We start from the raw sequence: 24,604 nt of genomic DNA, 5'->3' as shown, positions 1-24,604 counted from the left end.
ATACCTCACGCCAAACGAAAAATTTAAACAAATTATTAATCAGAATTCTGTTGCATTTGCAAGTTGAATTCAGCAAATTAATGGATGAAGCAAAACAAAATACTTTAAGTAAGATAGGAAATGGGCCTTTACCTTCAATGTATTCCAATTATATAAATTATTGCATAAAATTATTAGATAGTAATAAAAGAGAAATACAAGAATCGATTATTAAGGAATAGAGATGAAAATAATCACATGGCTGCTATTTACATTTATCTGCCTGCTGCCTGCAGGTAGTATGGCACAGAATAAGGTCACCTTATCCGGAAAAATCACCGACCAACACGGAACACCGGTTGCCCAAGCCACCATTGCTGTGGAAAACACCACCTCCGGCACCTATACGGACGACCAGGGGAAATATTCACTGCAAGTCACTCCGGGCAAACATACCTTCGTTGTCTCCTTTCTGGGCTACCAAACCGTGAAACAATCCCTCGACATCCGGCAGGATAAAAAACAGAACTTTACATTGCAGGAAAGTGCCGTAACGCTGAGCTCTGTCGAGGTTTACGGAAAGACCCAAACGCAGAAAGTGAAGGAAGGAGCCTTTGCCGTCAATGCACTCGACATCAAGCCGATAGTAAACTCACTGAATAACCTCAACGACCTGGTGAACCGTACAACGGGCATCAAGGTGAGAGAGGAAGGCGGGGTTGGCTCGGACTTCGACCTCTCCATCAACGGCTTGTCCGGAAATTCAATCCGCTACTTTCTGGACGGAATGCCACTGGACACCAAAGGAAGCGGTGTTTCCCTCGCCAACTTACCCATTAACATCATAGACCGGATTGAGATATACAAAGGAGTAGTCCCTGCCAGCTTGGGAACAGATGCACTGGGCGGCACCATCAATATCATTACAAAGCAGGAAAAAAAGGATTATCTGGATGTATCTTACGGCATCGGCTCCTTCCATACCCACAAGGCAGACTTGAATGCACAGTTCGTAGAAAAGAAAACCGGACTAATAGTCTGGCCCACCGTTGGCATCAACTACTCCAAAAACGATTATAGAATGAAGAATGTACAGATGCGCGACGAAAGCGGGGACAACTTCATATATGGCAATCCCAAGCGTTTTCATGACGGCTACTTCTCTCTACTGGCACAGGTGGAAGCCGGATTTGTCAACAAATCCTGGGCTGATGCTTTCTTTGTTTCCGCCTCCTATTCAAAAACAGACAAGGAACTGCAGACGGGGTCTGTTCAAAACAAAGTATACGGAATGGCAGAAAGGAATTCCGATTCCTGGAACATCTCTGCCCGCTATCAGAAGTACAACTTCATCCTGAAGAACATGCAACTGAATGCCTCCCTCTCCCACACCTGGGACCATTCCTTGACCGTGGACACTGCCTATCGGAAGTACTATTGGGACGGAGGATACATCGTGAGCCAGCGCAACGAGATTATGGGCAAAGAACCATCCATGCGCCACTACAAGCGTCCGCTCACCATCATGCGCACCAACCTGGACTATCAGCTGAATACCCATCACAGCTTTAATCTGAACTACCATTTGAGCCGTACCGGAAACGACCGCTTCGATGACCTTGATACCAGCTTCGAGCCGTCAAAAGATGTGGTTACCAAACATATCCTGGGACTCTCCTACAACCAGTCTCTGTTGGATGGCAAGATGGAAAACGTATTCTTCATAAAAGACTACATCAACCATCCCAATATCCGGCAGACCGACCAATCCAGCGTGACCGGCTCGAAGGATGTGCAAGGCTCCACCACCAAGAACTACCTGGGTTACGGTGCCGGACTCCGGTATATCATCGTGGAACCTTTATCCATCAAAGTATCCTACGAGCATAGCGTAAGACTGCCCATCGCCCGCGAGCTGTTGGGAAACGGTACCACCATCTATGCCAACGTGGCACTGAAACCGGAAAACAGCAACAACTTCAATGCCTCTCTGTTCGGCACATGGCACCCGGGCAATGGACATACATTCTATTATGAGATGAGCGGATTTTTCCGTAAGGTAGACAACTACATTCAGACCAGCATTGCCGAGAAAGAGGGTACAATGCAATATACCAACGTCCCGGCTGTCCATGTAAAAGGTGCGGAAGGGGAAATGCGCTACGACTGGCAAGGCAGACTGCAACTCGCCACAAACGTCAGCTACCAGGACACTCGCGACCAGCAGAAGTACAAGGGTGACGGAAAGCCCTCTGCCACCTATAACAACCGTGTGCCCAACCGCCCGTGGCTATTCGGTAGCGTAGAGGCTTATTATACCTTCCGCAACATTGCCCTGCCCGAAAGCAGATTGCGCCTGGGTTGTACCTATCAATGGGTACACTGGTACTTCCTGACCTGGGAAGCTTACGGCGCATATGATAACAAGGCACGCATTCCCGCCCAGCACATCTGTAATGCCGACATCACTTACTCATGGAGACGCGGACGCTATAATCTGGCTTTGGAGTGTACCAACTTCCTCGACAAGACAGCCTATGACAACTACAAGCTGCAGAAGCCCGGACGTGCTTTTTTTGCTAAATTCAGACTATTCATTAACTAATCATTTAATAATTCATTCAAAATGAGAAAATTCAAATTTACACTGATTGCCTTTATGGCTGCCATGATGGCACTGTCATTCACAGCGTGTTCCGATGATGACCCGGAACCTAATCCTAATCCCGACCCGGAAGTCAATGAGGATAACTATCACTTCGACCTATTTGTCACCGTAGACAAACACGGTGGGATGAGTAGCAAGAATACCACTATTGTCCATAGCGTCAACTCATTGGCCACAGAGCAGGGTGTCATCACTGTGAAAAGAGAAGGTTCGGAACTGGGAGATTATTCCATGGAGACTATCTCAAAAGGAAAATATTACTACCAAATACCCGCAACCAACGACCGTTTCGTAAAATATCAAATCAAGAACAATGCAGTTCAGGTTATTGCAGAACGTCCTTTCAAGGCCAACAGCTATAAGGTACGTTCCTACACACATGCCTGGATTGATGACAACACACTCGTCATCATGTCTACCAATGGTAAGAAGGACAAGATTCTTTATACGAAACTGAACGCAGAGGACTTGACTATCCTTGCTGAAGGTGAACTCAACATACCAGCCCCCACCAACTGGCTCAAACTGACAAGCTCCGGTATCCTCACCTACCGCAAATCAGACAACAGATTGTACTACTTCTACTATTGGAAAGAGACAGACGGTTTGACGAATATAGACCAGCAAGAGCCTAACTTCCATACAGCCATTATCAACCCCTCTACCATGGAAGTAGAAAAAGATGTACTCTCTCCCATCGAATGCGAAATGGCAGGAAGCGCTTACGGAGAACTGATGCAAAACTGCGTAATGTACGACGAAGCAGACAATCTCTACCTAGCTTGTTTCCACGAAGAAGATAACGCTTTTTTCAAAGGCATCCTGCTACGTATCAACAAAGGCGAAACAGAATTCGACGCTTCCTACAACGGCTATCCCAATGCCGACGGCAAATTGCTGACCATTCAATATCTGGAAGGGAACAAAGCCTTAGTGTATGCACGTAATGACAATGCCGATAGACCCGCTGCAGATAAGCAACCCGGCATCGACGCTTACTCTCACTACTACGCCATCCTCGATCTTACCACCGGAACCAAGACACGCTTAAGCTATGATGGCAAGGAAATCGGTTACAGCGGCGGTCGCTTCTCACAGCGTTCTGTCATCTTCAACAACAAAGCATACATTGGTGTAAACACTGAAGAAGATGCCAACGCCGTTATCTACATCTATGACATCAAGACCGGTAATGTAGAGAAAGGAGCCGAAGTGGACGGACGCTTCTACTTCGATATGATACGTGTCATAGAGAACGATTAAAACAAGCATCAGTATTTATGAAGAATTTGTTTGTCTTTTTATTCCTTTGTAATTTCCTCCTCCTCTGCCATGCGCACGGGGGAGGCAACTACGAGCACAGCGATATGCTTGCAAGTATGAAACCCGGCGACAAAGCCGCCCTGCTCATGGTGCACTTCGGCACTACGCACGACGATACCCGCGCCCTCACCATTGATGCCATCAACGCCAAGGCACAAGCCGCCTTCCCGGAGTTGAAGTTCCAAGAAGCCTATACGTCGCGCATCATCATCCGCCGCTTGAAAGAGCGCGGCATCACGAAGCTGACTCCACTGGATGCCATGCTGAAACTGCGCAGCGAAGGTTACACACACCTCATCGTACAGAGTACCAACATCATTGACGGAGTAGAAATGGAATCCCTCCGCCGGGATGTGGAAAGCGCACTACCCTTCTTCAAGGAAATACGTGTAGGTACTCCCCTGCTCTACTCTATCGAAGATGCAGAGAAAGTGGCAAGTATTCTGGGGAACCGCTACAACGCCCCGGCACAAAGCAAGAAAGCTACCAAAGAACACTTCGTCCTTGTGGGCCACGGCACCTATACCCCCAGTACCGCCATCTACAGTCAGATGGACTATATGCTGAAAGCAGGCGGACTGACCAATTTCCATGTGGGCACCATCGAAGGTTATCCAACCTTTGACACCATGCTGGCACAACTGAAAGCCGGGAAAGCCAAACGTGTGACCCTCATACCCTTCATGTTTGTTGCCGGAGACCATGCCAAAAACGACATTGCCGGAGAGTGGAAGGAGATGCTCGAGAAAGAAGGCTTCACCGTCAGTGCACAACTGGAAGGACTGGGACAAATTCCGGAAATTCAAGAAATATTCATTGACCATATCCGTTTCGGACTGAAGCACCGCATGCTGGACATCATGACGAAGAAGGCGGCCTATGCTGCCGGAAAAGACACAGAATAATATACCCATTAGTGGGTATTTAGTGTTCTTGAATCATCTTGTACTTTTGCAGGAAAAACGCGAACGACAATGAATGTTATCACCAAACTGATGTACTCTATTCATAGGATACTGGGCACTTTGCTCTGTATCCTATTTCTCATGTGGTTCCTCTCCGCCTTCGTGATGATGTACCACCGCTTTCCCCGTGTCAGCGCCAAAGAGAAAATGCAAAAGCTGGATATGCTCTCCCAAACCGGAGACTCACTTCCGGACATCTCCTCCGTCACAGCCCGCCTGCCCCGTGGCGTAAAGGTCAGGTCTACGATACTGAACCTCAATGCCGGACACCCCGAGTTCAGCTTTAGTACCACAAAAGGCACGCTTCATTTCCTTGCCGATTCCACCATCTCACGACCCTCTCTGGACAGTGAACACCTGCACCGGACAGCAGCTTTGTGGTGTTCTTCTCCCATTACCCGTATCGACACCCTCCACTCTCTGGACCAATGGATTCCCTTCGCTGAACTGAAAAAGGAAATGCCCATTTATAAAATATACTTTGCCGACGATGCCGGGACACAGCTCTATCTGAGTTCACAAAACGGTGAGGCCTTGCAGTTCTCCAACAGAAGCGAACGCTTCTGGGCATGGCTGGGTGCCATTCCCCACTGGGTATACTTCACCTGGCTGCGGCAGGACACCGTCCTTTGGACTAAGACCGTCATCTGGCTCACAGCTCTGGGTTGTCTCATGGTCATTGCCGGCATTTGGGTAACTGTGGATGTATGGCGTAAGACGCACCGAAGCCGCCATCCCAAGTTCTCCCCCTACCGAAAAAGATGGTATCACTGGCACTACGTCAGCGGAATCTTTTTCGGCATCTTCGTACTGACCTTCACCTTCAGCGGCATGATGTCTCTGGCAGACATTCCCGAATGGATTCATAAACCGGCACTGAAGAAAGGCAGCGCCACACGCACGCTCCATGCCCGTGCCCCACAACCGGAGGATTACCCCTTGGACTACCGCCGTGTCATAGCTGCCTATCCCCAAGCTTTGCAGATAGAGTGGCGCAACTTCCGCGAACATCCCTACTACATCGTAAAAGATAGAAAAAACGAGTATTACATCGATGCCGCCGACAGCCTGCCGCGTCCGTTACAACTCTCCGAAGAAGAAATCCTGAAAGGCGTGGAAAGCATTTATACCTCCCAGCGTGATTCTTCACAACATATCCCCGGCATACGTATCTCCCGGCTCGAACATTTCGAGACCTACTATCGCGACATGAGCAATATGTATCGCGGACGACCCCAGCTTCCCGTCTGGAAGATAACGGTGGACGACCCGGACCGGAGCGTCTATTACATTCACCCGGAAACGGGAATCATCCGCCATGTAGACACCTCCTCCCGCTGGAAATACTGGAGCTATACAGCCCTGCACCGCATGCGTCTGCCCGGTCTGAACTCCAATGCCACCCTGCGCAAGACTGTGCTTTGGGTATTGCTGCTTGGAGGTACAGCCGTTTGCATCACGGGTGTGGCGTTAAGTGTGAATTATATAAGAAGAAAATGTTGTAAAAGACAAAAACGCTATTAACGAGAATAAACTTGTATGAATAAGAAAAGACTTGGAATATTCCTCGGCAGCATAGCCCTATTGATTGTCTGCAGCTTTGCGGCCTATCAGTACTGGCTTGCTCCTACACATATACTTATTATCAACGCAACCCTGGCACAAGCTGCCGACATTGCCCTGAACAATGACTGCGCCCGGATAGAAGTCACCTGCATAAAAAAAGAAGAGGTAAAGGACCTTTCCGGCTATGATGCCATCGTGATGTACAGCAGAGGGCTATACCTTGACGACGGCCAGATTGCCGAAGTGGAACGGGTGGGTGCCAGCGGAGTACCAGTCTTTACGAATACGTTACGAAATTTCACCCTCTCCCTCAATCACAATGTTACCAATGAACAACAGCATACGCTACGGGAGTATCTCAAGAACGGCAACAAGCACAACTACCGGAATGCCTTACTCTACCTGCGCCACATCGCCACTCCCCACCGGTGGGGACACCAGGATTACGAGCCTCCCATCCCATTGCTGGAGAACATGTTCTACCACCGCGAATACGGCCGCTACTTCAGTACTCCGCAAGAGGTGACCGCCTATCTGAAAGAAAAAAATCTCTACCATGAGGACGGACGCAACCTTGCCCTGATTTCCGGACTCAACTTTCCGATGGAAGGAAACCGTGCCCACGTAGATTCCCTCATCACGTGCTTGACACAAGCAGGCTTCAATGTCTATCCTTTCACAGCCGGAGGTCAACCGCGTGCCGATATGATACGTACCCTCCATCCCGATGCAGTAGTCTACCTGCCTATGGGACGGCTGGGCAATGACTCACTCATCAACTGGCTGCACCAGGAAAACATTCCTTTATTCATGCCCTTCCCGCTGATTCAGCCCCACGAGGAATGGCTGGACCCGGATACCCCCGTCAGCGGTGGCACACTGACCGCCCGTGTAGTGGTGCCTGAGATAGATGGAGGCATGCTACCCCTCTGCATCGCTACCCAAAACGAAAACAAACAAGGATACTATCTGTACACCGCTGAAAATGAACGGATAGATGCCGTAGTGGACCATATTACCAAGTACATGTCCTTGAGAGACATGTCCAACAAAGAAAAGCGCGTTGCTATCTGTTACTTCAAGACTCCGGGAAAAGACGCCCTGCTGGCAAGCGGTATGGAAGTGATTCCTTCACTCTATAACTTCTTGAAACGCCTGCGTTCGGAAGGGTACGACGTCAGTGGACTGCCTGCTACTGTAGAGGAGTTCGGCAAGCGGATACATCGTGACGGTGCCGTCATGGGTTCGTATGCCAAAGGAGCACAAGAACAGTTTTTGAAAACGGCACACCCGATATGGCTTTCTACCGAGCAATACGAACAATGGGCACACGAAGTACTCCTTCCCGAGAAATATCAGGAAGTGACAGACAGATATGGAGATGCGCCCGGCAATCTGCTGGTAACAGAGGACAGTATTGCCATTACCTGCCTGCAATTCGGCAATATCCTACTCTTCCCCCAGCCCCGCCCGGCATTGGGAGATGATGAGTTCAAACTGGTGCATGGAATGCCGGTAGCGCCGCCCCACAGCTACCTGGCTCCTTATCTGTATATGCAAAAAGGATTCAAGGCAGATGCAGTGATTCACTTCGGCACCCACGGCAACTTGGAATACACGCCCGGAAAGAATGTGGCACAGTCGCAGGCCGACTGGTCGGATGTACTGATTGGTAACCTCCCCCACTTCTATTTCTATACCACCGGAAACGTAGGCGAGGGTATCATTGCCAAACGCCGAACACATGCCGTACTGGTCACCCATCTCACTCCGCCCTACGTGGAGAGCGGTATGCGCCAACGCTATTCGGCCTTGCTGGAAGATATTCACAAAGTGCTGGACGAAGGGACTGCCAAACACCGGGCTCTGGGAATGAACATCAAAAAAGAGGCCATGCGCCTGGGGCTGCACCGCGACCTCAATCTGGATTCCATATCCGGCGAACCCTATACAGCCGAGGAGTTGGAACGTCTGGATGCCTTCACCGAAGAGATAGCCAACGAAAAGATACTGGGTGCGTACTACACCATGAACGAGCCTTATTCTGACCGCGACCTGCTGACCACCACTCTCGCCGTCGCTGCCGACCCGCTGGCATACGAAACGGCCCGCAAGGACCGCGATAAAGGCAAAATCACCACAGAGCAGTTGCAAGACTTCACCTATATAGCCCACCACTACTTGCCTGCCGCCAGGAAAAGACTGACCGCCTTACTCCAGAATCCACCCAAGGATACTGCATCTGTAGCACCGGAGCTTCGCCCCGCCCTACTCTATCGCGAACAGTTGCTTGCCTCCTCCGTCAACGAACAGAATGCCATGGTGCGTGCACTCAGCGGAGGAACCGTATTCCCTGCGCCGGGAGGTGACCCCGTACTGAACCCGAACGTTCTGCCCACCGGACGCAACATGTACAGCATCAACGCCGAGAATACTCCCAACCCAAGGGCTTGGGAAGATGGAAAGCGATTGGCAGAAGCGACTTTAAAACAGTACATCAGCAAGCACGGCGAATATCCCCGGAAAGTAAGCTATACCTTCTGGGCAGGCGAATTCATCAATACGGAAGGAGCTACGCTGGCCCAGGTATTCTGGATGCTGGGAGTAGAACCCGTACGCGACGCCCAAGGCAGAGTGGTTGACCTGAAACTGGTGCCCAGTGAAGAACTGGGGCGTCCGCGCATCAATGTGCTGGTACAAGTGTCCGGACAGCTACGCGACATAGCCGGTTCCCGCTTGAAGTTACTGACCGATGCTATACGTCTGGCATCGGAAGCCGGAGATGAGACCTATCCCAACTATGTGGCATCGGGTACACTGTTGCAGGAAAAATTACTGGTGGAAAAGGGAACTTCCCCCAAACGTGCCCGTGAAATGTCTGTGATGCGTGTATTCGGACCGATCAACAGCGGATACAGTACCGGTATGATGGCCTATACCGAGCACAGCGGCTCGTGGGAAAGCGAAAAGGAGATAGCCGAAGGATACCTCAACAATATGGGTGCCTCTTATGGGGACGACGGAAATTGGGGAGACGTCCAGGAAGGTTTGTTTGCCTCGGCACTGTCCGAAACGGATGTTGTCATCCAGCCCCGTCAAAGTAACACATGGGGCCCCATCTCCCTGGATCATGTATACGAATTTACGGGTGGACTCTCGCTCACCGTCAAAACCGTGACCGGCAAGGAACCGGATGCCTATATGGCAGACTACCGCAACCGGACCAACCGCCGCATGCAGGATGCCAAAGAGGCCATTGCCGTAGAGACACGTTCCACCATCTTGAACCCTACCTTTATACAAGAGCGGATGAAAGGCGGGGAAGGTTCGGCGCAGATGTTCGGCGAAATCTTCCGCAACATCTTCGGCTGGCACGTCATGCGTCCGTCGGCCATGGACAAAGAACTGTTCAATGACTTGTATAGAATGTATATAAAGGATGAGAATAAGCTGGGCATTCACGAGTACTTCCTCCGCGTCAATCCCGCCGCATTCCAGGCTATGACAGCCGTCATGCTGGAAAGCGCCCGCAAAGGTTACTGGAAAGCATCTGATGAGCAACTGAAAACCACTGCTTCCCTGCATGCACAAATCACACGCGAAAAAGGTGCCGCTTGTACCGAATTCGTTTGCGACAATGACAAGCTACAGTCGTTCGTTGCCGACCAGTTGGATAATAGCGAGAAGCAGACCTATACCCAGAACATGAAGGAGGTACACGAAGCATCCGCAACCGATGGCAAGGATGTCGTACTGAAAGAACACAAACTGACTTCCGAACAAACGGTACGTAAGAACAGGGTGAACGGAGTGATTGCAGGCAGTCTTGTCGTCATCACCTTCATCGGACTGGTCGTACTGTTGAAGAAAAGAAAAAAAGAATAAATAGAAACAGAGTATTATGGAATACGCCATTCATCTGTTAGCCCTATTCATCGCCCTCAATTTTCTATTAAAGGTGGGGTTCTATCCACGCTGGGGAATGTGGACGGTTGCCGCAGGCTATGCCTTTTTTGCGTGGCTGGTGACTCCATGGATGACGGAACAGTCCAAGACCGTGGTGGCAGCTTTCTTTGCCTCCCGCCCGCAGATGTTGAACTTGTCGGTATGTGTCACTCTGGAAGCCGCCGTAATGATAACTTTCTGTTTCGACTGTTTCGCAGAAATGCGTACCCGCAACACGGCCTTCAAACAAGCGGTCACCCTCTTCCTGAAGTTATACCCCGGCATACTGATAGGCGGAGTAATATGCTATGTCCTGGCACTGCTGCTTTTCACTTTTCCCGGAATAGATTTCGGCAGTCTCTCATGGATAGCAGCCGGTGTTACTTTCTTTGCAGTTTGTGCTGGGAGCCTTCTGCTGCGGCATGCTATCGGTGATAAACCACTGCGCTTGGAAGTACTGTTCATTGTTAATATTTTCATTGTTATATTGAGCATCATTGCTACGGGCTATTGAAATAAATTAAAGAATTAAAAACTAAAAAGATATATGGAAACAATCTCAAACACACTGTTCTGGATTTCAAACGGGCTGCTGGTTCCCGTCGTAGTCCTGCTGCTGCTATTCTTTCTACGTGCCATTATCCTTGCGGGAGGTTTCTTCGGCGAGTTCTACCAGCGGATGAAATTACAGAAGCAATTCACTGAAACACTGGAGAACATCATCCCAGAGAATATAGACGGACTGCTGCAGCAACTCCCATCGGCAGGCAACTCCCCTCTCCTCCGCAGCTTGTCCAAATTGTCCGCACACCGGGACGACGCTGCCTACTGCGAACACCTGCTTGCCAACTATGAAGTGGAAGCCGAGAAGGAGTTGGAACGTTCGCGTACATTCATCAAACTGGGTCCCATGTTGGGACTGATGGGTACCCTCATCCCGATGGGTCCCGCACTGGTGGGGCTGGCACAAGGAGACATCTCCTCCATGGCCTACAATATGCAGGTGGCTTTTGCCACTACAGTGGTAGGGCTGGTCATTGCTGCTGTCGGCATCATTACCCTGCAAGTGAAACAACGCTGGTATGCCCGCGAAATGAACGACTTGGAATATCTGTACAAAGTGATAAGCCGCCAAACGGCCGAAAAGGAATAACGGACTAACGATACGAAAACTATGAAGAGTAAGAGAAACAGATTACTGCACAGCGATTCGGACTCCGACCCCATGGGTACGGTAGCCAATCTTTTTGACGTAGCAATGGTCTTTGCCGTAGCCTTGATGGTGGCTCTCGTCTCCCGCTTCAATATGACGGAGATGTTTTCTAAAGAAGACTTCACCATGGTGAAGAATCCCGGAAAGGAAAATATGGAAATCATTACCAAAGAAGGGCAGGAAATCAAGAAATACACTCCCAGCGAAGACCCAAAGACCTCCGGTAAAAGAGGAAAGAAAGTGGGAGTTGCCTATCAGCTTGAAAATGGAGAGATTATCTATGTGCCGGAATAAGGGAATACAGTACCTATTAATAGCTATTTGGCCATCGCAGTATAACAACTATTAAGTATTTCACCCTCCGATAATGGTATGTACATTTGCAGCGTTATATAAAATAAAACAATATATGATAAAGAAAAGACTTCTCACAGTTCTCCTTATGGGAGGAATCATCGCCACCGGTGCCTATGCACAAGCAGAAAAAGGTGACAGCGACGATATGACCAAGAAAACTCACGAGTTGAACCCGGTCGTAGTAACGGGTACGGGTACACATCAGCGACTGAAGAACACTCCGTCTCCGGTATCGGTTATCACTGCCAACGAGATAAAGCGTGCCGGTATCACCGACTTCCAGCAGGCCTTGACCATGATGGTACCCTCGCTCTCCTTCCGTCCGAACGCGATGGGGTCCTATCTGATGATGAACGGACTCTCCAACAAGCACGTGCTGATATTGGTAAACGGACGCAAGGTCACGGGAGACATCACCGGTAACATCGACCTCAACCAAATAGACATGACCCGCGTCAAGCGCATCGAGGTGCTGAACGGAGCAGCTTCTTCCCTTTATGGTTCGGATGCCATCGGCGGTGTAATCAATATCATTACCAACGAGCCTAAAGATGTGGTAGCCTTCAGCAGCAATAGCAGCTATACGAGAAAGAATCAATTCTCCCAAGGCTTGAATCTGGACATCGCCCAAGGAAAAATAGGGTCCTATACTTCCTATAAATACGACCACTCCGACGGTTGGCAAAACAGCCGTCTGACAGAAGACGGAGAAGACATCATCGAAACGATTGCCCCGCTCTCCCTGGGCTACAGCTCGAATAACTTTTCGCAGAAGTTTACCTATGATGCTACGGACCGGCTTTCCTTCTATGCCAACGGCGGATACTACAACCGCGGACTCGAACGTCCGGTAGAACGCGAAGACATCACCGGCGGAAGCAAGTACAACACTGCCTACGAAGGTTACAACTGGGGGGCAGGCGCCAAATACAAACTGAGTAAACGCAACGTTATCCAGTTCGACTATTCAGGAAACAATTACGCATCACGCTACAAATACCTGATAGAAAACAGCGGATACCTGCCCGGACAGTATGCGCTTACCAAGCTTCAGAAATTCCATGATGCCGAGTTGAAAGGTATCTTCGGTTTTACAACCAACAGCACTACGGTGTTCGGTGTAGACTATCGCCGTGAAGTACTCCGCCGTCCCGACTCCGATTTGGACAAAAGTGTCTATACGACATCAGCCTACGGCCAGCATGAAGTGAAGCTATGGAACCATCTGACCGGTGTTGTGGGTGTACGCTACGACCATCACGAACAGACGGGCGGACGCTTCACCCCCAAAGTGGCAGCCATGTACAACATAGGCAACTTCAATGTACGTGCCACCTATGCTGCCGGATTCCGCGCTCCGGGAATTGACGAGCTCTACTACCACATGTTCAAGAAGACAATGGGTACACGAGCCACCATCTCATTGGGTGACGAGAACCTCGACCCCGAACGCAGCAACTATTACTCCATCAACATGGAATACCGCACCAACCGTTTCAGTGCTTCCGTCACCGGCTATCTGAACTATGTAAAGAACATGGTAACTTCCAAATCCACTAAATTCGATGACCTACCGGAAGCAGAGCAGAACCAGTTGCGTGAAGAGTTCCCCGAAATCGGTGACCTTTCATCTACGAAAAACCTAAGTGTCAAGAACTACTTCAATTTCGAGAAAGCTACCGTCAAAGGCTTTGAAGTGAACTTGAACGGCAATCTGTTCCCGGGCTTCACCCTGGCCGGAAACTATACCTACGCCTATGGACGCGGTCTGAACGAAGGAGGCGAATGGCAAAACATCGAACGCAGCATACGCCATACAGCCACCATCACCGGAAACTATACACACAGCTGGAGCGACTATACCTTGAACCTCAACCTGAACGGTCGTCTGCAAAGCAAAGTCTATTATCCGGGTGACGCGGACGGCAATGCTCCGGGCTACGGCATCTGGAACCTCAATACCCGCCATACCTTCGACGGCTTCCGCAACTTTGTCATCGAACCGGGCATCGGCATAGACAATATCTTCAACAAGAAGGACAACCGCCCGCTGAACAAGAACTTCGCCTTGTATTCTCCGGGACGTTCGGTAGTAATCAGCCTGGCACTCAGACTAAAATAATCTCTCCATAACGCATTTAGAAACAACAACAATTATGAAACATTTTTTCATCACTCTCTATTTACTCGGCATCAGCCTCTTCTCCTCCGCACAACAAGAGGAGAAGGCGGCTCTGCTCATCACCCATTATGGCAGTTCGGACCCTCAGACACGTGCCTTGACGCTCGACGTCGTGACCCGTGAGGCACAAGAAGCCTTTCCGCAGTTTACAGTGCGCGAAGCATACATCTCGCCGATTGTACGAAAAAGACTTGCCAAGGAGGGTGTGTACAAAGACAGCCCTACGGATGCACTGCTGAAACTTCGCGCCGAAGGCTACCGGACCATCTACGTCCAGAGCACCACCTTGATAGAAGGCAGTGAGATGACCTCCGTCCGCAGGGATGCAGACAAGCTCCGTCCCTTCTTCAAGGAGATAAAAGTGGGAAATCCCCTGCTCTACTCCGTCGAAGACTGCGAGAAGGTAATCGGTATACTGACCGCCGAACAGCCGGAAAAGAAAGAAGACATTGTCTATGTGGGGCACGGCAACCAGCTACCCAGCACGACTACTTACGCCATGCTCGACTTCATGATGAAAGCCCATGGACTGAAGAACTTCCACGTCAGCACCATTGAAGGATATCCTACCCTGGACGCAACCCTGCTGCAACTGAAAGAGACACGCCCCAAGAGCGTGACATTGGTTCCGTTGCTGTTGGTATGCGGCAACCATACCAAGGAAGACATTGCCGGCGTGTGGAAGACGGAACTTGAAAAGCAAGGCTATCAAGTGAATGTACGCATGCAGGGACTGGGCGAAAACAAAGCCATCCGCCAGCTCTATATGGAACACATCAAAGCTATGCTAAAAGATTGATAACCAGCAAGCGTAAAAGGGCTACACCTTTTACATACCAAGGCTACACCCTTTGCTCCGGATGGCTACACCATTTCGGACAAAGGGTGTAACTCTTTTCAATGTACACAGATTACGGACATTTGTAACCATATTACGGATTCCTCCTCCTGCGATATGGAACTTTCCGGATTATTCTCTACATTTGTACAAAACTAACAGGAACGTTTATGGAAGAAGTAATCAAGCTCAATGCAGTAGACCAATACAACAAGATGTTCGGTCTCGAAACCCTGCACCCGCTGGTCAGCGTAGTCGACTTGTCCGAAGCCACCGGATACCCCAGACATTTCACGTTGAACTATGGCGTATACGCCCTTTTCCTCAAAAACACCAAATGCGGAGATATACGCTATGGAAAACAGTTTTACGATTACCAGGAAGGCACGGTAACCAGCTTCGCCCCGGGCCAGGTGACTGAGGTCAACATGCCGGAAGGTATGCAGCCCAGCGCCTCCGGCCTGCTGTTCCACCCCGACCTGATAAAAGGCACCTCGCTGGGACAAGGAATAAAGCAGTATTCCTTCTTTTCCTATTCCTCTACCGAGGCACTGCATTTGTCCGAAGACGAGAAAAAAATCTTCCTCGACTGTCTGAAGAAGATTAAGATGGAAATCCAACGCCCCATCGACAAGCACAGCAAGGGTCTGATTGCACGCAACATCGAACTGCTGCTGGACTACTGCATGCGTTTCTACGAACGCCAGTTCATCACCCGCTCGGCAGCCAACAAAGATATCCTGATGAAATTCGAAGCACTGATAGACGACTATTTCCAGAGCGACAAACCGCAGACCGAAGGACTGCCTTCCGTGAAATACTTCGCAGACAAAGTGTTCCTCTCCTCCAACTATTTCGGAGATTTGGTGAAGAAGGAAACCGGAAAGACGGCGCAGGAATATATCCAGAACAAAATCATCGACCTGGCCAAAGAAATGATTATAGGAAGCGGGAAGACGGTCAGCCAGATTGCCTATGAACTGGGATACCAGTATTCGCAGCACTTCAACCGCGTGTTCAAGAAGAACGTAGGCTATACTCCGAGCGAATACCGGCACTTGCAGGTTTAGACAATAAAGTTTCACCACAGATTACGCGGATTAGCACAGAGTTTTTTCGGTTTCATCAAATATAAGTTCTATCTTTGTATGCCAATAGAACATATGGATATGAAACACCCCAAAATAATTGTTGCCGGCATCGGACCGGGCAATGAATCGGATATAACTCCCGCCGTAATTTCCGCTTTGCAAGAATCAGATGTAGTGGTGGGATATAAGTATTATTTCCAATTTGTAATCCCTTATCTCCACCCCTCAACAACATGCATAGATACCGGCATGAAGCGTGAGCGCGCCCGTGCCGAGCAGGCTTTCGAGCTGGCAGAGCAGGGAAAGACGGTCTGCGTCATCAGTTCCGGGGATGCGGGCATCTATGGTATGACGCCGCTTGTCTACGAGATGAAGCGGGAAAGGAACAGCAACGTGGAAATCGTTTCGCTGCCGGGCATCAGCGCTTTCCAAAAGGCAGCCTCACTGCTGGGAGCTCCCGTGGGACATGACTTCTGCGTCATCTCCCTTTCAGACCTGATGACTCCCTGGGAACGTATTGAAAGACGTATCACCGCAGCCGCTGCCGCCGACTTCGTGACGGCAGTCTACAACCCCAAAAGTGAAGGACGCTACTGGCAGCTTTACCGCTTGAAAGAACTCTTTCTGCAGGAAGGACGCTCACCGGAAACACCCGTGGGATATGTACGCCAAGCAGGACGCCCGGAACAAGCGGTACACATCACCACGCTGGGAGATTTCAATCCCGAAGAGGTGGATATGTTTACAGTCGTATTGATAGGCAACTCACAGTCCTACGAATGGAACGGAGCCTTCATCACTCCGCGCGGCTATTACCGGGACACGAATACCGAAGCCACGGGCATCGGGCAAGACATCATGATTCGCAGTTTCCGTACCATCGAAAAGGAACTGAAGAACAAGCATATTCCCCTCGACCATAAATGGGCTTTACTCCATGCCATACATACCACCGCCGATTTTGAAATGGAGCATCTGCTGCATACGGACGAAGGTGCCGTGGCTTCCTTGTATCAAGCCATCGAGAAAGGCGGAATCAAGACGATTGTCACAGACGTCACGATGGCAGCCAGCGGTATCCGCAAAGGAGCTTTGCAGCGGCTGGGCATAGAGGTGAAATGTTACCTCGGCGACCCGCGCACGGCGACGATGGCTGCAGAGAAAGGCCTCACCCGTACCCAGGCAGGCATCCGCCTGGCTGTGGAGGAGCATCCCGATGCTTTCTTTGTATTCGGCAATGCACCTACGGCACTTATGGAACTCTGCGACCTGATACGTAAGGGCAAGGCACATCCGGCGGGCATTGTTGCCGCACCGGTAGGCTTTGTGCATGTGCAGGAGTCCAAACACATGGTGAAACCCTTTACGGAAATACCCAAGATTATCGTAGAAGGACGTAAGGGAGGCAGCAACTTGGCTGCCACGCTGGTGAACTCCGTGTTGTGCTACAACGATGCGGAGCAGTTGCGCCCGGGCAGGGATGTGTAAGTGAAAAGAGACATTCCATAACATTACTTGTTACGACCGATAACATTACTTGTTATGCCCCTTTACATTACTTGATATTTTCATAAGATTACCCGTTGAATGAAACACAGATTTATAATCATAGGAATGGATGACAACCGTTCCCCCTTCTTTCCACCGGAAGCACTGGCGCAGATACGGAAGGGGAAGGTTTTCTCCGGTGGCATACGGCATAAGGAGATTGTCGGTCCTCTGCTGCCTGCCGGGGCCGAATGGATTTCCATCACCGTACCGCTGGACCGCGTCTTTTCCCGTTATGAAGAAATATTTGCCCGCTTCGAAGAGACGGCGACGGACGACTCCATCATTGTATTCGCTTCCGGCGACCCGTTGTTCTTCGGTTTTGCCAATACCATAAAGCGCAAGCTTCCCGGGGCAGACATTCTGCTCTATCCCGCTTTCAATTCCTTGCAGACATTGGCACACCGCCTCGTCATGCCGTATGACGACATGCGCACCGTCTCCCTGACAGGACGCCCCTGGCAGGAGTTCGACCGTGCCCTCATAGAGCGTGCCCCCAAAATAGGCATCCTCACCGACCGCGAACATACCCCGGCCACCATTGCCGCCCGCATGCTGGAATACGGGTACTCCCACTACACACTATACATCGGCGAGCATCTCGGCAATCCCGAAAAGGAACGCATACGCCGGATGACACCCCAGGAAGCGGTTTCCGGTGACTTCGAACATCCCAACTGCCTGCTGCTGGACAGCCATCTCGGACAATGCCGCACAAACTCCCTGCACGGTAGCGAAGCCCCAGACTTTCCAGTCCGTCCCTTCGGCATCCCCGATGAAGAGTTTGCACATCTTGACGGACGCGCCCGCATGATAACCAAGGCTCCCATCCGCCTGCTCACCCTGCAGGCATTGAAACTGAACCGCCGCCGCGTCTTCTGGGACATCGGTTTCTGTACCGGTTCCGTCTCCATCGAAGCCCGCCTGCAATTTCCTCATCTCGCCGTCATCTCCTTCGAGATACGCCCCGAAGGAAAAGAGCTGATGGACACCAACTCCCGCCGCTTCGGCGCACCGGGCATTACGGCGGTAACCGGAGATTTCCTGCACACCGACCTCACTCCCTTTGCCCGCCCCGATGCCGTCTTCATCGGTGGACACGGCGGACATCTGGAGGAAATGATAGAGAAAGTGAAACAAGTGCTGCACCCCGAAGGCTGCATCGTCTTCAACTCCGTATCGGCAGAAAGCAAGGAGGCGTTCTGCCGAGGAATCGAGCGGAACGGAATGGTGCTCCACCCTTCCACCCATATCGCCTTGAACGAATATAACCCCATTGAAATTATGAAAGCCACGCTTTCTTAAACATACCCATTATGAAAACAGCTATTATTCTAATCTCCGAAGCCGGTTTGAGCATAGCCCAATCACTGCTCAACGAACTTCCCGACTCCGAAATCTTCACCCTCAGGCACGAAGAGGGATGCACACATATAGAATCCGCCGGCAAATTCACAGCGGAAAACTTCAACCGCTATGATGCCTTTGTCTTCATTGGCGCCATGGGAATCTGTGTCCGCACCATCGCTCCTTGCGTGAAGAACAAATATACCGACCCTGCCGTGGTTTGCGTGGACAGTACCGGTAAATTTGCCATCTCCGTACTTTCCGGACACATCGGAGGAGCCAACGAACTGACCCACCAGGTAGCGAATATCCTCGGGGCCGAACCGGTAGTCACCACGCAAAGCGACTGCACCGGTCTATGGGGACTCGATACCCTGCCCCAACGTTTCGGGTGGTTTCCGGTCATCAACGCCGAGCCCTCCACCCTCCTGTTGGCAGAACTTGCCAAGACGCCCGAAGAGAAAAAAAGAGTATGCATGAACGAGCATATCAGCCTCTTCGTTTCCGGCAAGCCCACCGCCCTGCTGCTCACGGTGCGCAATGAAGGCACGGACTGGATGGAGGCGCACCTGCCGCCTCATGTAGAAGTATTCTACCGGGTGCAGGACATTAAACCTTCACGCTTCAAACTGATTCTGTGCGTATCTCCCCAAGTCCCCAACTTCCCGGAAATGCCTATGATATGCTACGTGCCCTGTGTCGTACACCTCGGCATCGGCCTTGCCCGGCTGGCAGGTCCCGTGCGGAAAGTGGAGAAAGAGATTATGAACACGCTGAAGGAATACGGCATCATGCCCCAAAGCATCGCCTCCATCTCCACGATTAAAGCCAAAAGTGACGAACCGGTAGTGAAAGCGCTCCAAAAGAAGTTCCCAGTCTACTTCTATACAGCCGAGGAACTGGCAGAGATAGAGGTGCCCCATCCCAGCAAAACCGTCATGAAGCACATGGGCACCCCCAGCGTCAGCGAAGCCGCCGCCTTGCTGAGTGCAAACAACTCCCGGCTGCTAGTGCCCAAAAAGAAAGGAGAGAACTATACCGTGGCCGCCGCCCTCGACATAAGAACTGTGCGCCAGGGCCACATCGAAATAGTGGGTGCCGGCCCGGGCGACCCGGACCTGGTTTCCGTACGCGGACGCCAAATGCTGGAACGCGCCGACCTCATTCTGTATGCCGGCAGTCTCGTTCCCAGGGAGCTGACTCTCTGTGCCAAGGCCGGAGCTACCGTACTCAGCTCCGCTTCCATGGATTTGGAGGAACAATTTGAAGTGATGAAGAAGTTCTATGACAAGGGAAAATTCATCGTACGCCTGCATACGGGTGACCCATGTATCTATGGTGCCATTCAGGAACAGATGAACTACTTTGACCAGCACGGTATGAGCTACCACATCACCCCCGGCATATCCTCCTTCCAGGCGGCAGCAGCTGCCTTGAAGTCGCAGTTCACCATTCCGGAAAAAGTGCAAAGCATCATCCTAACACGCGGCGAAGGACGTACGCCCATGCCCGAACGCGAAAAGCTACATCTCATGGCACGCTCACAAAGTACCATGTGCATCTTCCTCAGTGCAAGCATTGCGAAGCAGGTGCAGGAAGAACTGTTGCAGGAATATCCGGAAACTACCCCCGTAGCTGTCTGCTACCACTTGACATGGAAAGACGAACAAATATTCAGGGGGGAACTCAAAGACCTTGCCAGAATAGTGAAGGAAAATAACCTCACCTTGACAACCATGATTGTCGTAGGCGAAGCCATCGGCAACCGTGAAGGTCTGTCACGGCTCTATGCACACGAGTTCAAGCATCTGTACCGGAAATAAATCAACGATTAATCACCCATAAACATTCAAACATGATATTAATATTTGGCGGAACCACCGAAGGACGCATAGCCATCCAAACCCTTGAAGAAGCCGGAAAAACTTTCTACTATTCTACCAAAGGGGATGAGCAGGACGTACTTCTGCATAATGGCATCCGCCTGCAAGGCGCGATGGATGCAATAGAAATAGAAACATTCTGTGCACAGCATCACATAAAGCTGCTGATAGACGCCGCGCACCCCTTTGCCACACAGCTGCATGAGACTCTGGAACAAGTCTCCGTGGAATCGAATATCCCCGTCATCCGTTTCGAGCGTATCTTCCCGAAACGCGATGAAGAACACATCACCTGGTGCAGGGATTATGACGATGCCATCGAGAAGATACAGAAAGAAAAGATTTTCATCTTACTTGCACTGACCGGCGTACAGACCATAGGTAAGCTGAAGCCTTTGTGGCAGAATGCCTGCTGTTACTTCCGCATCCTCGACCGTGACAGCTCGCGCAAGCTCGCCCGGGAACAAGGTTTCTCCGAGAAGAACCTCTACTACTACACGCCCGGAGAAGACGAGCAAGTCCTGATGAAACAGCTTCATCCCGAAGCCATCCTCCTCAAAGAAAGCGGGATATCGGGCGGATTCTGCGAAAAGGTGGAAGCTGCCCGGCAACTGGGTATACGCATCTTTGCCATCTGCCGCCCCAAGACATCCGACAAGTTTATCTGTGTAAACGGCGAGCATGGCCTGCGCCGCATAATCGAGAAACATTTACCCGACTTCTTCCCCCTGCGCAGCGGACTGACCACCGGAACATGTGCCGCCGCTGCCGCCGTAGCCGCCACCTGGGATGTATTCAATATCTACTTCAAAAAGCGTCCTACGGAATTTCCGGTAGTTCTTCCCAACGGAGAAACCATCCAGGTTCCCGTAGAGCCTCAGCACCATATTCCCCACTCCGACCTTCTGGAAAACGGTGACGGCATGTTCGAGACAAGCGCTACCGTCATCAAGGATGCCGGCGACGACCCGGACATCACCAACGGAATGAAAGTTGTGGCCAATATAGCCATACCTTTCCGCATAGACGACCCGCTGCCGGAAGACACTCCCCAGGACGACTACAACATCATCGTCTGCGGCGGCGAAGGCGTAGGTGTCGTCACCATGCCCGGTCTGGGACTTGAGCTCGGTAGCTCTGCCATCAACGACACCCCACGCGAAATGATAAAGAAGAACGTCAAGCTATGGCTTGAACGCCTCCATATTGCCAAACAGCCCAATCCTATTCTCATTACCATCTCCATCCCCGGTGGAGAAGAAATAGCCAAACGCACCTTCAATCCCCGCCTCGGTATCGAAGGAGGCATTTCCATTATCGGGACCTCCGGCATCGTGAAGCCATTCTCCTCGGAAGCCTTCATCAATTCCATCCGGAAGTCCATGGAAGTGGCAAAGGCAACCCGGAACCCTCGTATCGTCATCAGCTCCGGCGCAAAGAGCGAACGTTTCATCAAGGCGTATTATCCCGACCTCCCCCCCCAGGCTTTCGTGCATTACGGCAACTTTATCGGCGAAACCTTGAAAATAGCAGCCGAAGAGCAAGTACCGCACGTCACCCTCGGCGTGATGATGGGAAAGGCCGTGAAACTGGCCGAAGGCAATCTGGATACCCACAGCAAGAAAGTGACCATGAATAAGGAATTCATTCAAGACCTGGCACGCCAGACGGGATGCAGCGAAGAAACACTTGCCGCCATCGGACAGATGAACCTGGCGCGCGAACTCTGGGACATCATTCCCGAAGAGCTGCTGGAAAAGTTTGGCAAGGCACTGATTGAGCTCTGTCACCGGCACTGTGCCCCCTTACTGCCCAATGGCGAACTAACAATATTACTCATAACCGAAAACGGAAAAATTTACTCATGAAGAAGAAGATAATCATTACCGTCTGTATGGCAATGACCGTACTGACCGGTCTGGCACAAAGCCCGCTGTCCTTTCATGCAAAAGCAGGAATCGGTACCTCCCATTTTCATGGAAAACACTCCAGTAGTGACACCCAAATAGCTTACAAAGCTGGTGTCGGTACAGAATATGTCCTCAACAAGACCTGGGTGCTGCAATCCGCATTGGAGTTTGTGTCCATCGGCGGTAAAGACGAGATAAGCCACATCGGCAAGGCCAAAATGCATGAACTGTATCTGCAAATCCCCCTCATGATAGCGGCCCGCCTCCATCTGGGCAGGGATTATCATGCCTCGCTGAGCGTCGGCCCTTATGCGGCCATAGGCGTGGCAGGCAAGACCTCCGGCGAGACCTACGATTATAGCAGCAGCAGTATGCAGGGAGGATACCAGTTCAAGATAGACACTTTCGGCAGTATGGTAGACGGGAAAATGGGTAACAACCGTTTCGATGCAGGTATTGCCCTGGGACTTACTTTTGAATACAGAAGATTCATCATCGGTGCAGAGACACAAGTGGGACTGGTAAAAGTCAATGAGCAGATAAACCAGATGATAGGTCATTCGGAAGAAGGAGGATATTTTCCCAAGAACTTCGCCGCATTCTTTACGCTGGGGTACCGGTTCTGGTAAGGGAACATTTTGCCATACAGAGTTGTTTAGTATACAAACAGATACTCAACAATATAAACTGAATAATATGGCAAAAAGAATTCCTATCCTGCTGGCAGCAATGACAGCCCTCACCTTCGCCCCTCAAACAGCAGAGGCATGTACCGGTATCACCCTGACGGCCAAAGACAATGCGCACGTCGTAGCTCGCACCATCGAATGGGGAGGCAGTGAGCTGAACAGCCAGTACGTCATCGTACCGCGCGGTTATTCGCAACAATCACTGACACCCGGAGGCAGTCTGTCCGGCATGGAGTTCACCTCACGCTATGGCTACGTAGGCCTGGCAGTGGAGCAAAAGGAGTTCGTGGCCGAAGGTCTGAATGAAGCCGGGCTCTCCGCCGGGCTGTTCTACTTTCCCGGATATGGCAAATATGAGGAGTACGACCCCACACGAAAAGCGTCGAGCATAGCCGATTTACAATTGGTATCATGGCTGTTGGGAAGCTTTTCTACTGTGGACGAGGTAAAGGAGGCTATTGAAAATGTGACGGTCATAGCCATTGACCCACGCACCTCCACCGTACATTGGCGGATTGCAGACAAGACCGGCCGCCAACTGGTATTGGAGTTCATCGACGGACAGCCCCGTTTCTATGAAAACAAACTGGGAGTATTGACAAACTCCCCCGGCTTTGACTGGCAGATGACCAACTTAAACAATTATGTGAACCTCTACCCGGGCAGTGCCAAAAGCAAATCGCTGGGCAATGTGACTATAGCCCCTTTCGGTTCGGGAAGCGGCTTTTTGGGAATTCCGGGAGATGTGACTCCCCCTTCCCGCTTTATCCGTGCCGCTTTCTACCAGACTTCTACACCACCACAGAATACCGCACAGGAAACCGTTCTCCAATGTTTTCAGATACTGAATAACTTTGATATACCCGTAGGCATCGAGTTTCCCCTCGGCCAGGTTCCTGCCAATATTCCAAGTGCCACCCAATGGACATCGGCCACAGATATGACAAACGGTATCATCTACTATCGCACCATGTACAACAGTACAATCAGAAGCATTGATTTGAGACAGATAGACTTCGGGCGCATCGAGTACCATGCAGCTCCCCTCGATAAAGTGAAGCGGCAACCGATAGCTCCCGTGAAAATTGAATAGGGACGCA

At 50.8% G+C, this 24,604-nt stretch carries 18 protein-coding genes; all 18 read left to right on the top strand.

Annotated elements, in window-relative coordinates; all coding sequences use genetic code 11:
* The coding region (locus tag ACESTD_RS16670; protein ID WP_373170141.1) for a hypothetical protein at nt 1-221 on the top strand (221 nt) is incomplete at its 5' end.
* Nucleotides 222-223: 2 nt separating this feature from the next.
* The gene (locus ACESTD_RS16665; protein WP_373158890.1) at nt 224-2,584 is read left to right on the top strand and encodes a TonB-dependent receptor domain-containing protein; all 2,361 of its coding nucleotides are present in this window, start codon (nt 224-226) and stop codon (nt 2,582-2,584) included.
* A gap of 21 nt (nt 2,585-2,605) precedes the next feature.
* Nucleotides 2,606-3,910, top strand: a complete 1,305-nt coding sequence (locus tag ACESTD_RS16660; RefSeq protein WP_005829365.1) for a hypothetical protein — start codon at nt 2,606-2,608, stop codon at nt 3,908-3,910.
* Nucleotides 3,911-3,927: 17 nt separating this feature from the next.
* Nucleotides 3,928-4,875: a sirohydrochlorin cobaltochelatase gene (locus ACESTD_RS16655; protein WP_117681281.1), complete on the top strand. Its 948-nt coding sequence runs from the start codon at nt 3,928-3,930 to the stop codon at nt 4,873-4,875.
* 69 nt (nt 4,876-4,944) lie between these two features.
* The gene (locus ACESTD_RS16650; protein WP_005836677.1) at nt 4,945-6,459 is read left to right on the top strand and encodes a PepSY domain-containing protein; all 1,515 of its coding nucleotides are present in this window, start codon (nt 4,945-4,947) and stop codon (nt 6,457-6,459) included.
* 15 nt (nt 6,460-6,474) lie between these two features.
* Nucleotides 6,475-10,386: a cobaltochelatase subunit CobN gene (locus ACESTD_RS16645; RefSeq protein WP_373158889.1), complete on the top strand. Its 3,912-nt coding sequence runs from the start codon at nt 6,475-6,477 to the stop codon at nt 10,384-10,386.
* A gap of 16 nt (nt 10,387-10,402) precedes the next feature.
* Nucleotides 10,403-10,960, top strand: coding sequence for a hypothetical protein (locus ACESTD_RS16640; protein WP_005836674.1), 558 nt, complete (start codon nt 10,403-10,405; stop codon nt 10,958-10,960).
* A 33-nt stretch (nt 10,961-10,993) separates the two neighbouring features.
* Nucleotides 10,994-11,599, top strand: a complete 606-nt coding sequence (locus ACESTD_RS16635) for a MotA/TolQ/ExbB proton channel family protein (RefSeq protein ID WP_005836673.1) — start codon at nt 10,994-10,996, stop codon at nt 11,597-11,599.
* Nucleotides 11,600-11,620: 21 nt separating this feature from the next.
* On the top strand, nt 11,621-11,953 hold the full coding sequence (locus tag ACESTD_RS16630; protein ID WP_005836672.1) for a DUF2149 domain-containing protein: 333 nt from the start codon (nt 11,621-11,623) through the stop codon (nt 11,951-11,953).
* A 115-nt stretch (nt 11,954-12,068) separates the two neighbouring features.
* Nucleotides 12,069-14,138, top strand: coding sequence for a TonB-dependent receptor plug domain-containing protein (locus ACESTD_RS16625; RefSeq protein ID WP_373158888.1), 2,070 nt, complete (start codon nt 12,069-12,071; stop codon nt 14,136-14,138).
* Between the two features lie 34 nt (nt 14,139-14,172).
* Entirely contained in the window at nt 14,173-14,997 is an 825-nt protein-coding gene (locus ACESTD_RS16620; protein WP_117599532.1) for a sirohydrochlorin cobaltochelatase, read from the top strand.
* Between the two features lie 209 nt (nt 14,998-15,206).
* Nucleotides 15,207-16,106: a helix-turn-helix domain-containing protein gene (locus ACESTD_RS16615; protein WP_373158887.1), complete on the top strand. Its 900-nt coding sequence runs from the start codon at nt 15,207-15,209 to the stop codon at nt 16,104-16,106.
* 99 nt (nt 16,107-16,205) lie between these two features.
* Nucleotides 16,206-17,615: a precorrin-3B C(17)-methyltransferase gene (gene cobJ / locus ACESTD_RS16610; RefSeq protein WP_117599730.1), complete on the top strand. Its 1,410-nt coding sequence runs from the start codon at nt 16,206-16,208 to the stop codon at nt 17,613-17,615.
* Between the two features lie 99 nt (nt 17,616-17,714).
* On the top strand, nt 17,715-18,980 hold the full coding sequence (gene cbiE / locus ACESTD_RS16605; RefSeq protein ID WP_098032410.1) for a precorrin-6y C5,15-methyltransferase (decarboxylating) subunit CbiE: 1,266 nt from the start codon (nt 17,715-17,717) through the stop codon (nt 18,978-18,980).
* A gap of 11 nt (nt 18,981-18,991) precedes the next feature.
* Entirely contained in the window at nt 18,992-20,845 is a 1,854-nt protein-coding gene (gene cobM, locus ACESTD_RS16600; protein WP_009038551.1) for a precorrin-4 C(11)-methyltransferase, read from the top strand.
* 32 nt (nt 20,846-20,877) lie between these two features.
* Nucleotides 20,878-22,773 carry a cobalt-precorrin-5B (C(1))-methyltransferase CbiD gene (gene cbiD / locus ACESTD_RS16595; protein WP_098032409.1) on the top strand — a complete coding sequence of 632 codons (1,896 nt, stop codon included), beginning with the start codon at nt 20,878-20,880 and terminating at the stop codon, nt 22,771-22,773.
* Nucleotides 22,770-23,444, top strand: a complete 675-nt coding sequence (locus ACESTD_RS16590; RefSeq protein WP_005836660.1) for an outer membrane beta-barrel protein — start codon at nt 22,770-22,772, stop codon at nt 23,442-23,444. The genes cbiD and ACESTD_RS16590 overlap by 4 nt, the downstream gene beginning before the upstream one ends.
* A gap of 67 nt (nt 23,445-23,511) precedes the next feature.
* A complete protein-coding gene (locus ACESTD_RS16585) occupies nt 23,512-24,597 on the top strand; it encodes a linear amide C-N hydrolase (RefSeq protein ID WP_195325946.1) in 1,086 nt (361 codons plus the stop codon).
* Nucleotides 24,598-24,604 lie beyond the last annotated feature (7 nt).

Source organism: Bacteroides sp. AR20 (genome assembly GCF_964250605.1).
GTDB lineage: Bacteria > Bacteroidota > Bacteroidia > Bacteroidales > Bacteroidaceae > Bacteroides > Bacteroides uniformis.
This window is presented reverse-complemented; position numbering and strand designations above follow the sequence as displayed.

Bases quoted from the DNA above. Each gene is read 5' to 3' on its own strand.
- ACESTD_RS16665 (WP_373158890.1), top strand. From the start codon at position 224: ATGAAAATAATCACATGGCTGCTATTTACATTTATCTGCCTGCTGCCT.
- ACESTD_RS16660 (WP_005829365.1), top strand. From the start codon at position 2,606: ATGAGAAAATTCAAATTTACACTGATTGCCTTTATGGCTGCCATGATG.
- ACESTD_RS16655 (WP_117681281.1), top strand. From the start codon at position 3,928: ATGAAGAATTTGTTTGTCTTTTTATTCCTTTGTAATTTCCTCCTCCTC.
- ACESTD_RS16650 (WP_005836677.1), top strand. From the start codon at position 4,945: ATGAATGTTATCACCAAACTGATGTACTCTATTCATAGGATACTGGGC.
- ACESTD_RS16645 (WP_373158889.1), top strand. From the start codon at position 6,475: ATGAATAAGAAAAGACTTGGAATATTCCTCGGCAGCATAGCCCTATTG.
- ACESTD_RS16640 (WP_005836674.1), top strand. From the start codon at position 10,403: ATGGAATACGCCATTCATCTGTTAGCCCTATTCATCGCCCTCAATTTT.
- ACESTD_RS16635 (WP_005836673.1), top strand. From the start codon at position 10,994: ATGGAAACAATCTCAAACACACTGTTCTGGATTTCAAACGGGCTGCTG.
- ACESTD_RS16630 (WP_005836672.1), top strand. From the start codon at position 11,621: ATGAAGAGTAAGAGAAACAGATTACTGCACAGCGATTCGGACTCCGAC.
- ACESTD_RS16625 (WP_373158888.1), top strand. From the start codon at position 12,069: ATGATAAAGAAAAGACTTCTCACAGTTCTCCTTATGGGAGGAATCATC.
- ACESTD_RS16620 (WP_117599532.1), top strand. From the start codon at position 14,173: ATGAAACATTTTTTCATCACTCTCTATTTACTCGGCATCAGCCTCTTC.
- ACESTD_RS16615 (WP_373158887.1), top strand. From the start codon at position 15,207: ATGGAAGAAGTAATCAAGCTCAATGCAGTAGACCAATACAACAAGATG.
- cobJ (WP_117599730.1), top strand. From the start codon at position 16,206: ATGAAACACCCCAAAATAATTGTTGCCGGCATCGGACCGGGCAATGAA.
- cbiE (WP_098032410.1), top strand. From the start codon at position 17,715: ATGAAACACAGATTTATAATCATAGGAATGGATGACAACCGTTCCCCC.
- cobM (WP_009038551.1), top strand. From the start codon at position 18,992: ATGAAAACAGCTATTATTCTAATCTCCGAAGCCGGTTTGAGCATAGCC.
- cbiD (WP_098032409.1), top strand. From the start codon at position 20,878: ATGATATTAATATTTGGCGGAACCACCGAAGGACGCATAGCCATCCAA.
- ACESTD_RS16590 (WP_005836660.1), top strand. From the start codon at position 22,770: ATGAAGAAGAAGATAATCATTACCGTCTGTATGGCAATGACCGTACTG.
- ACESTD_RS16585 (WP_195325946.1), top strand. From the start codon at position 23,512: ATGGCAAAAAGAATTCCTATCCTGCTGGCAGCAATGACAGCCCTCACC.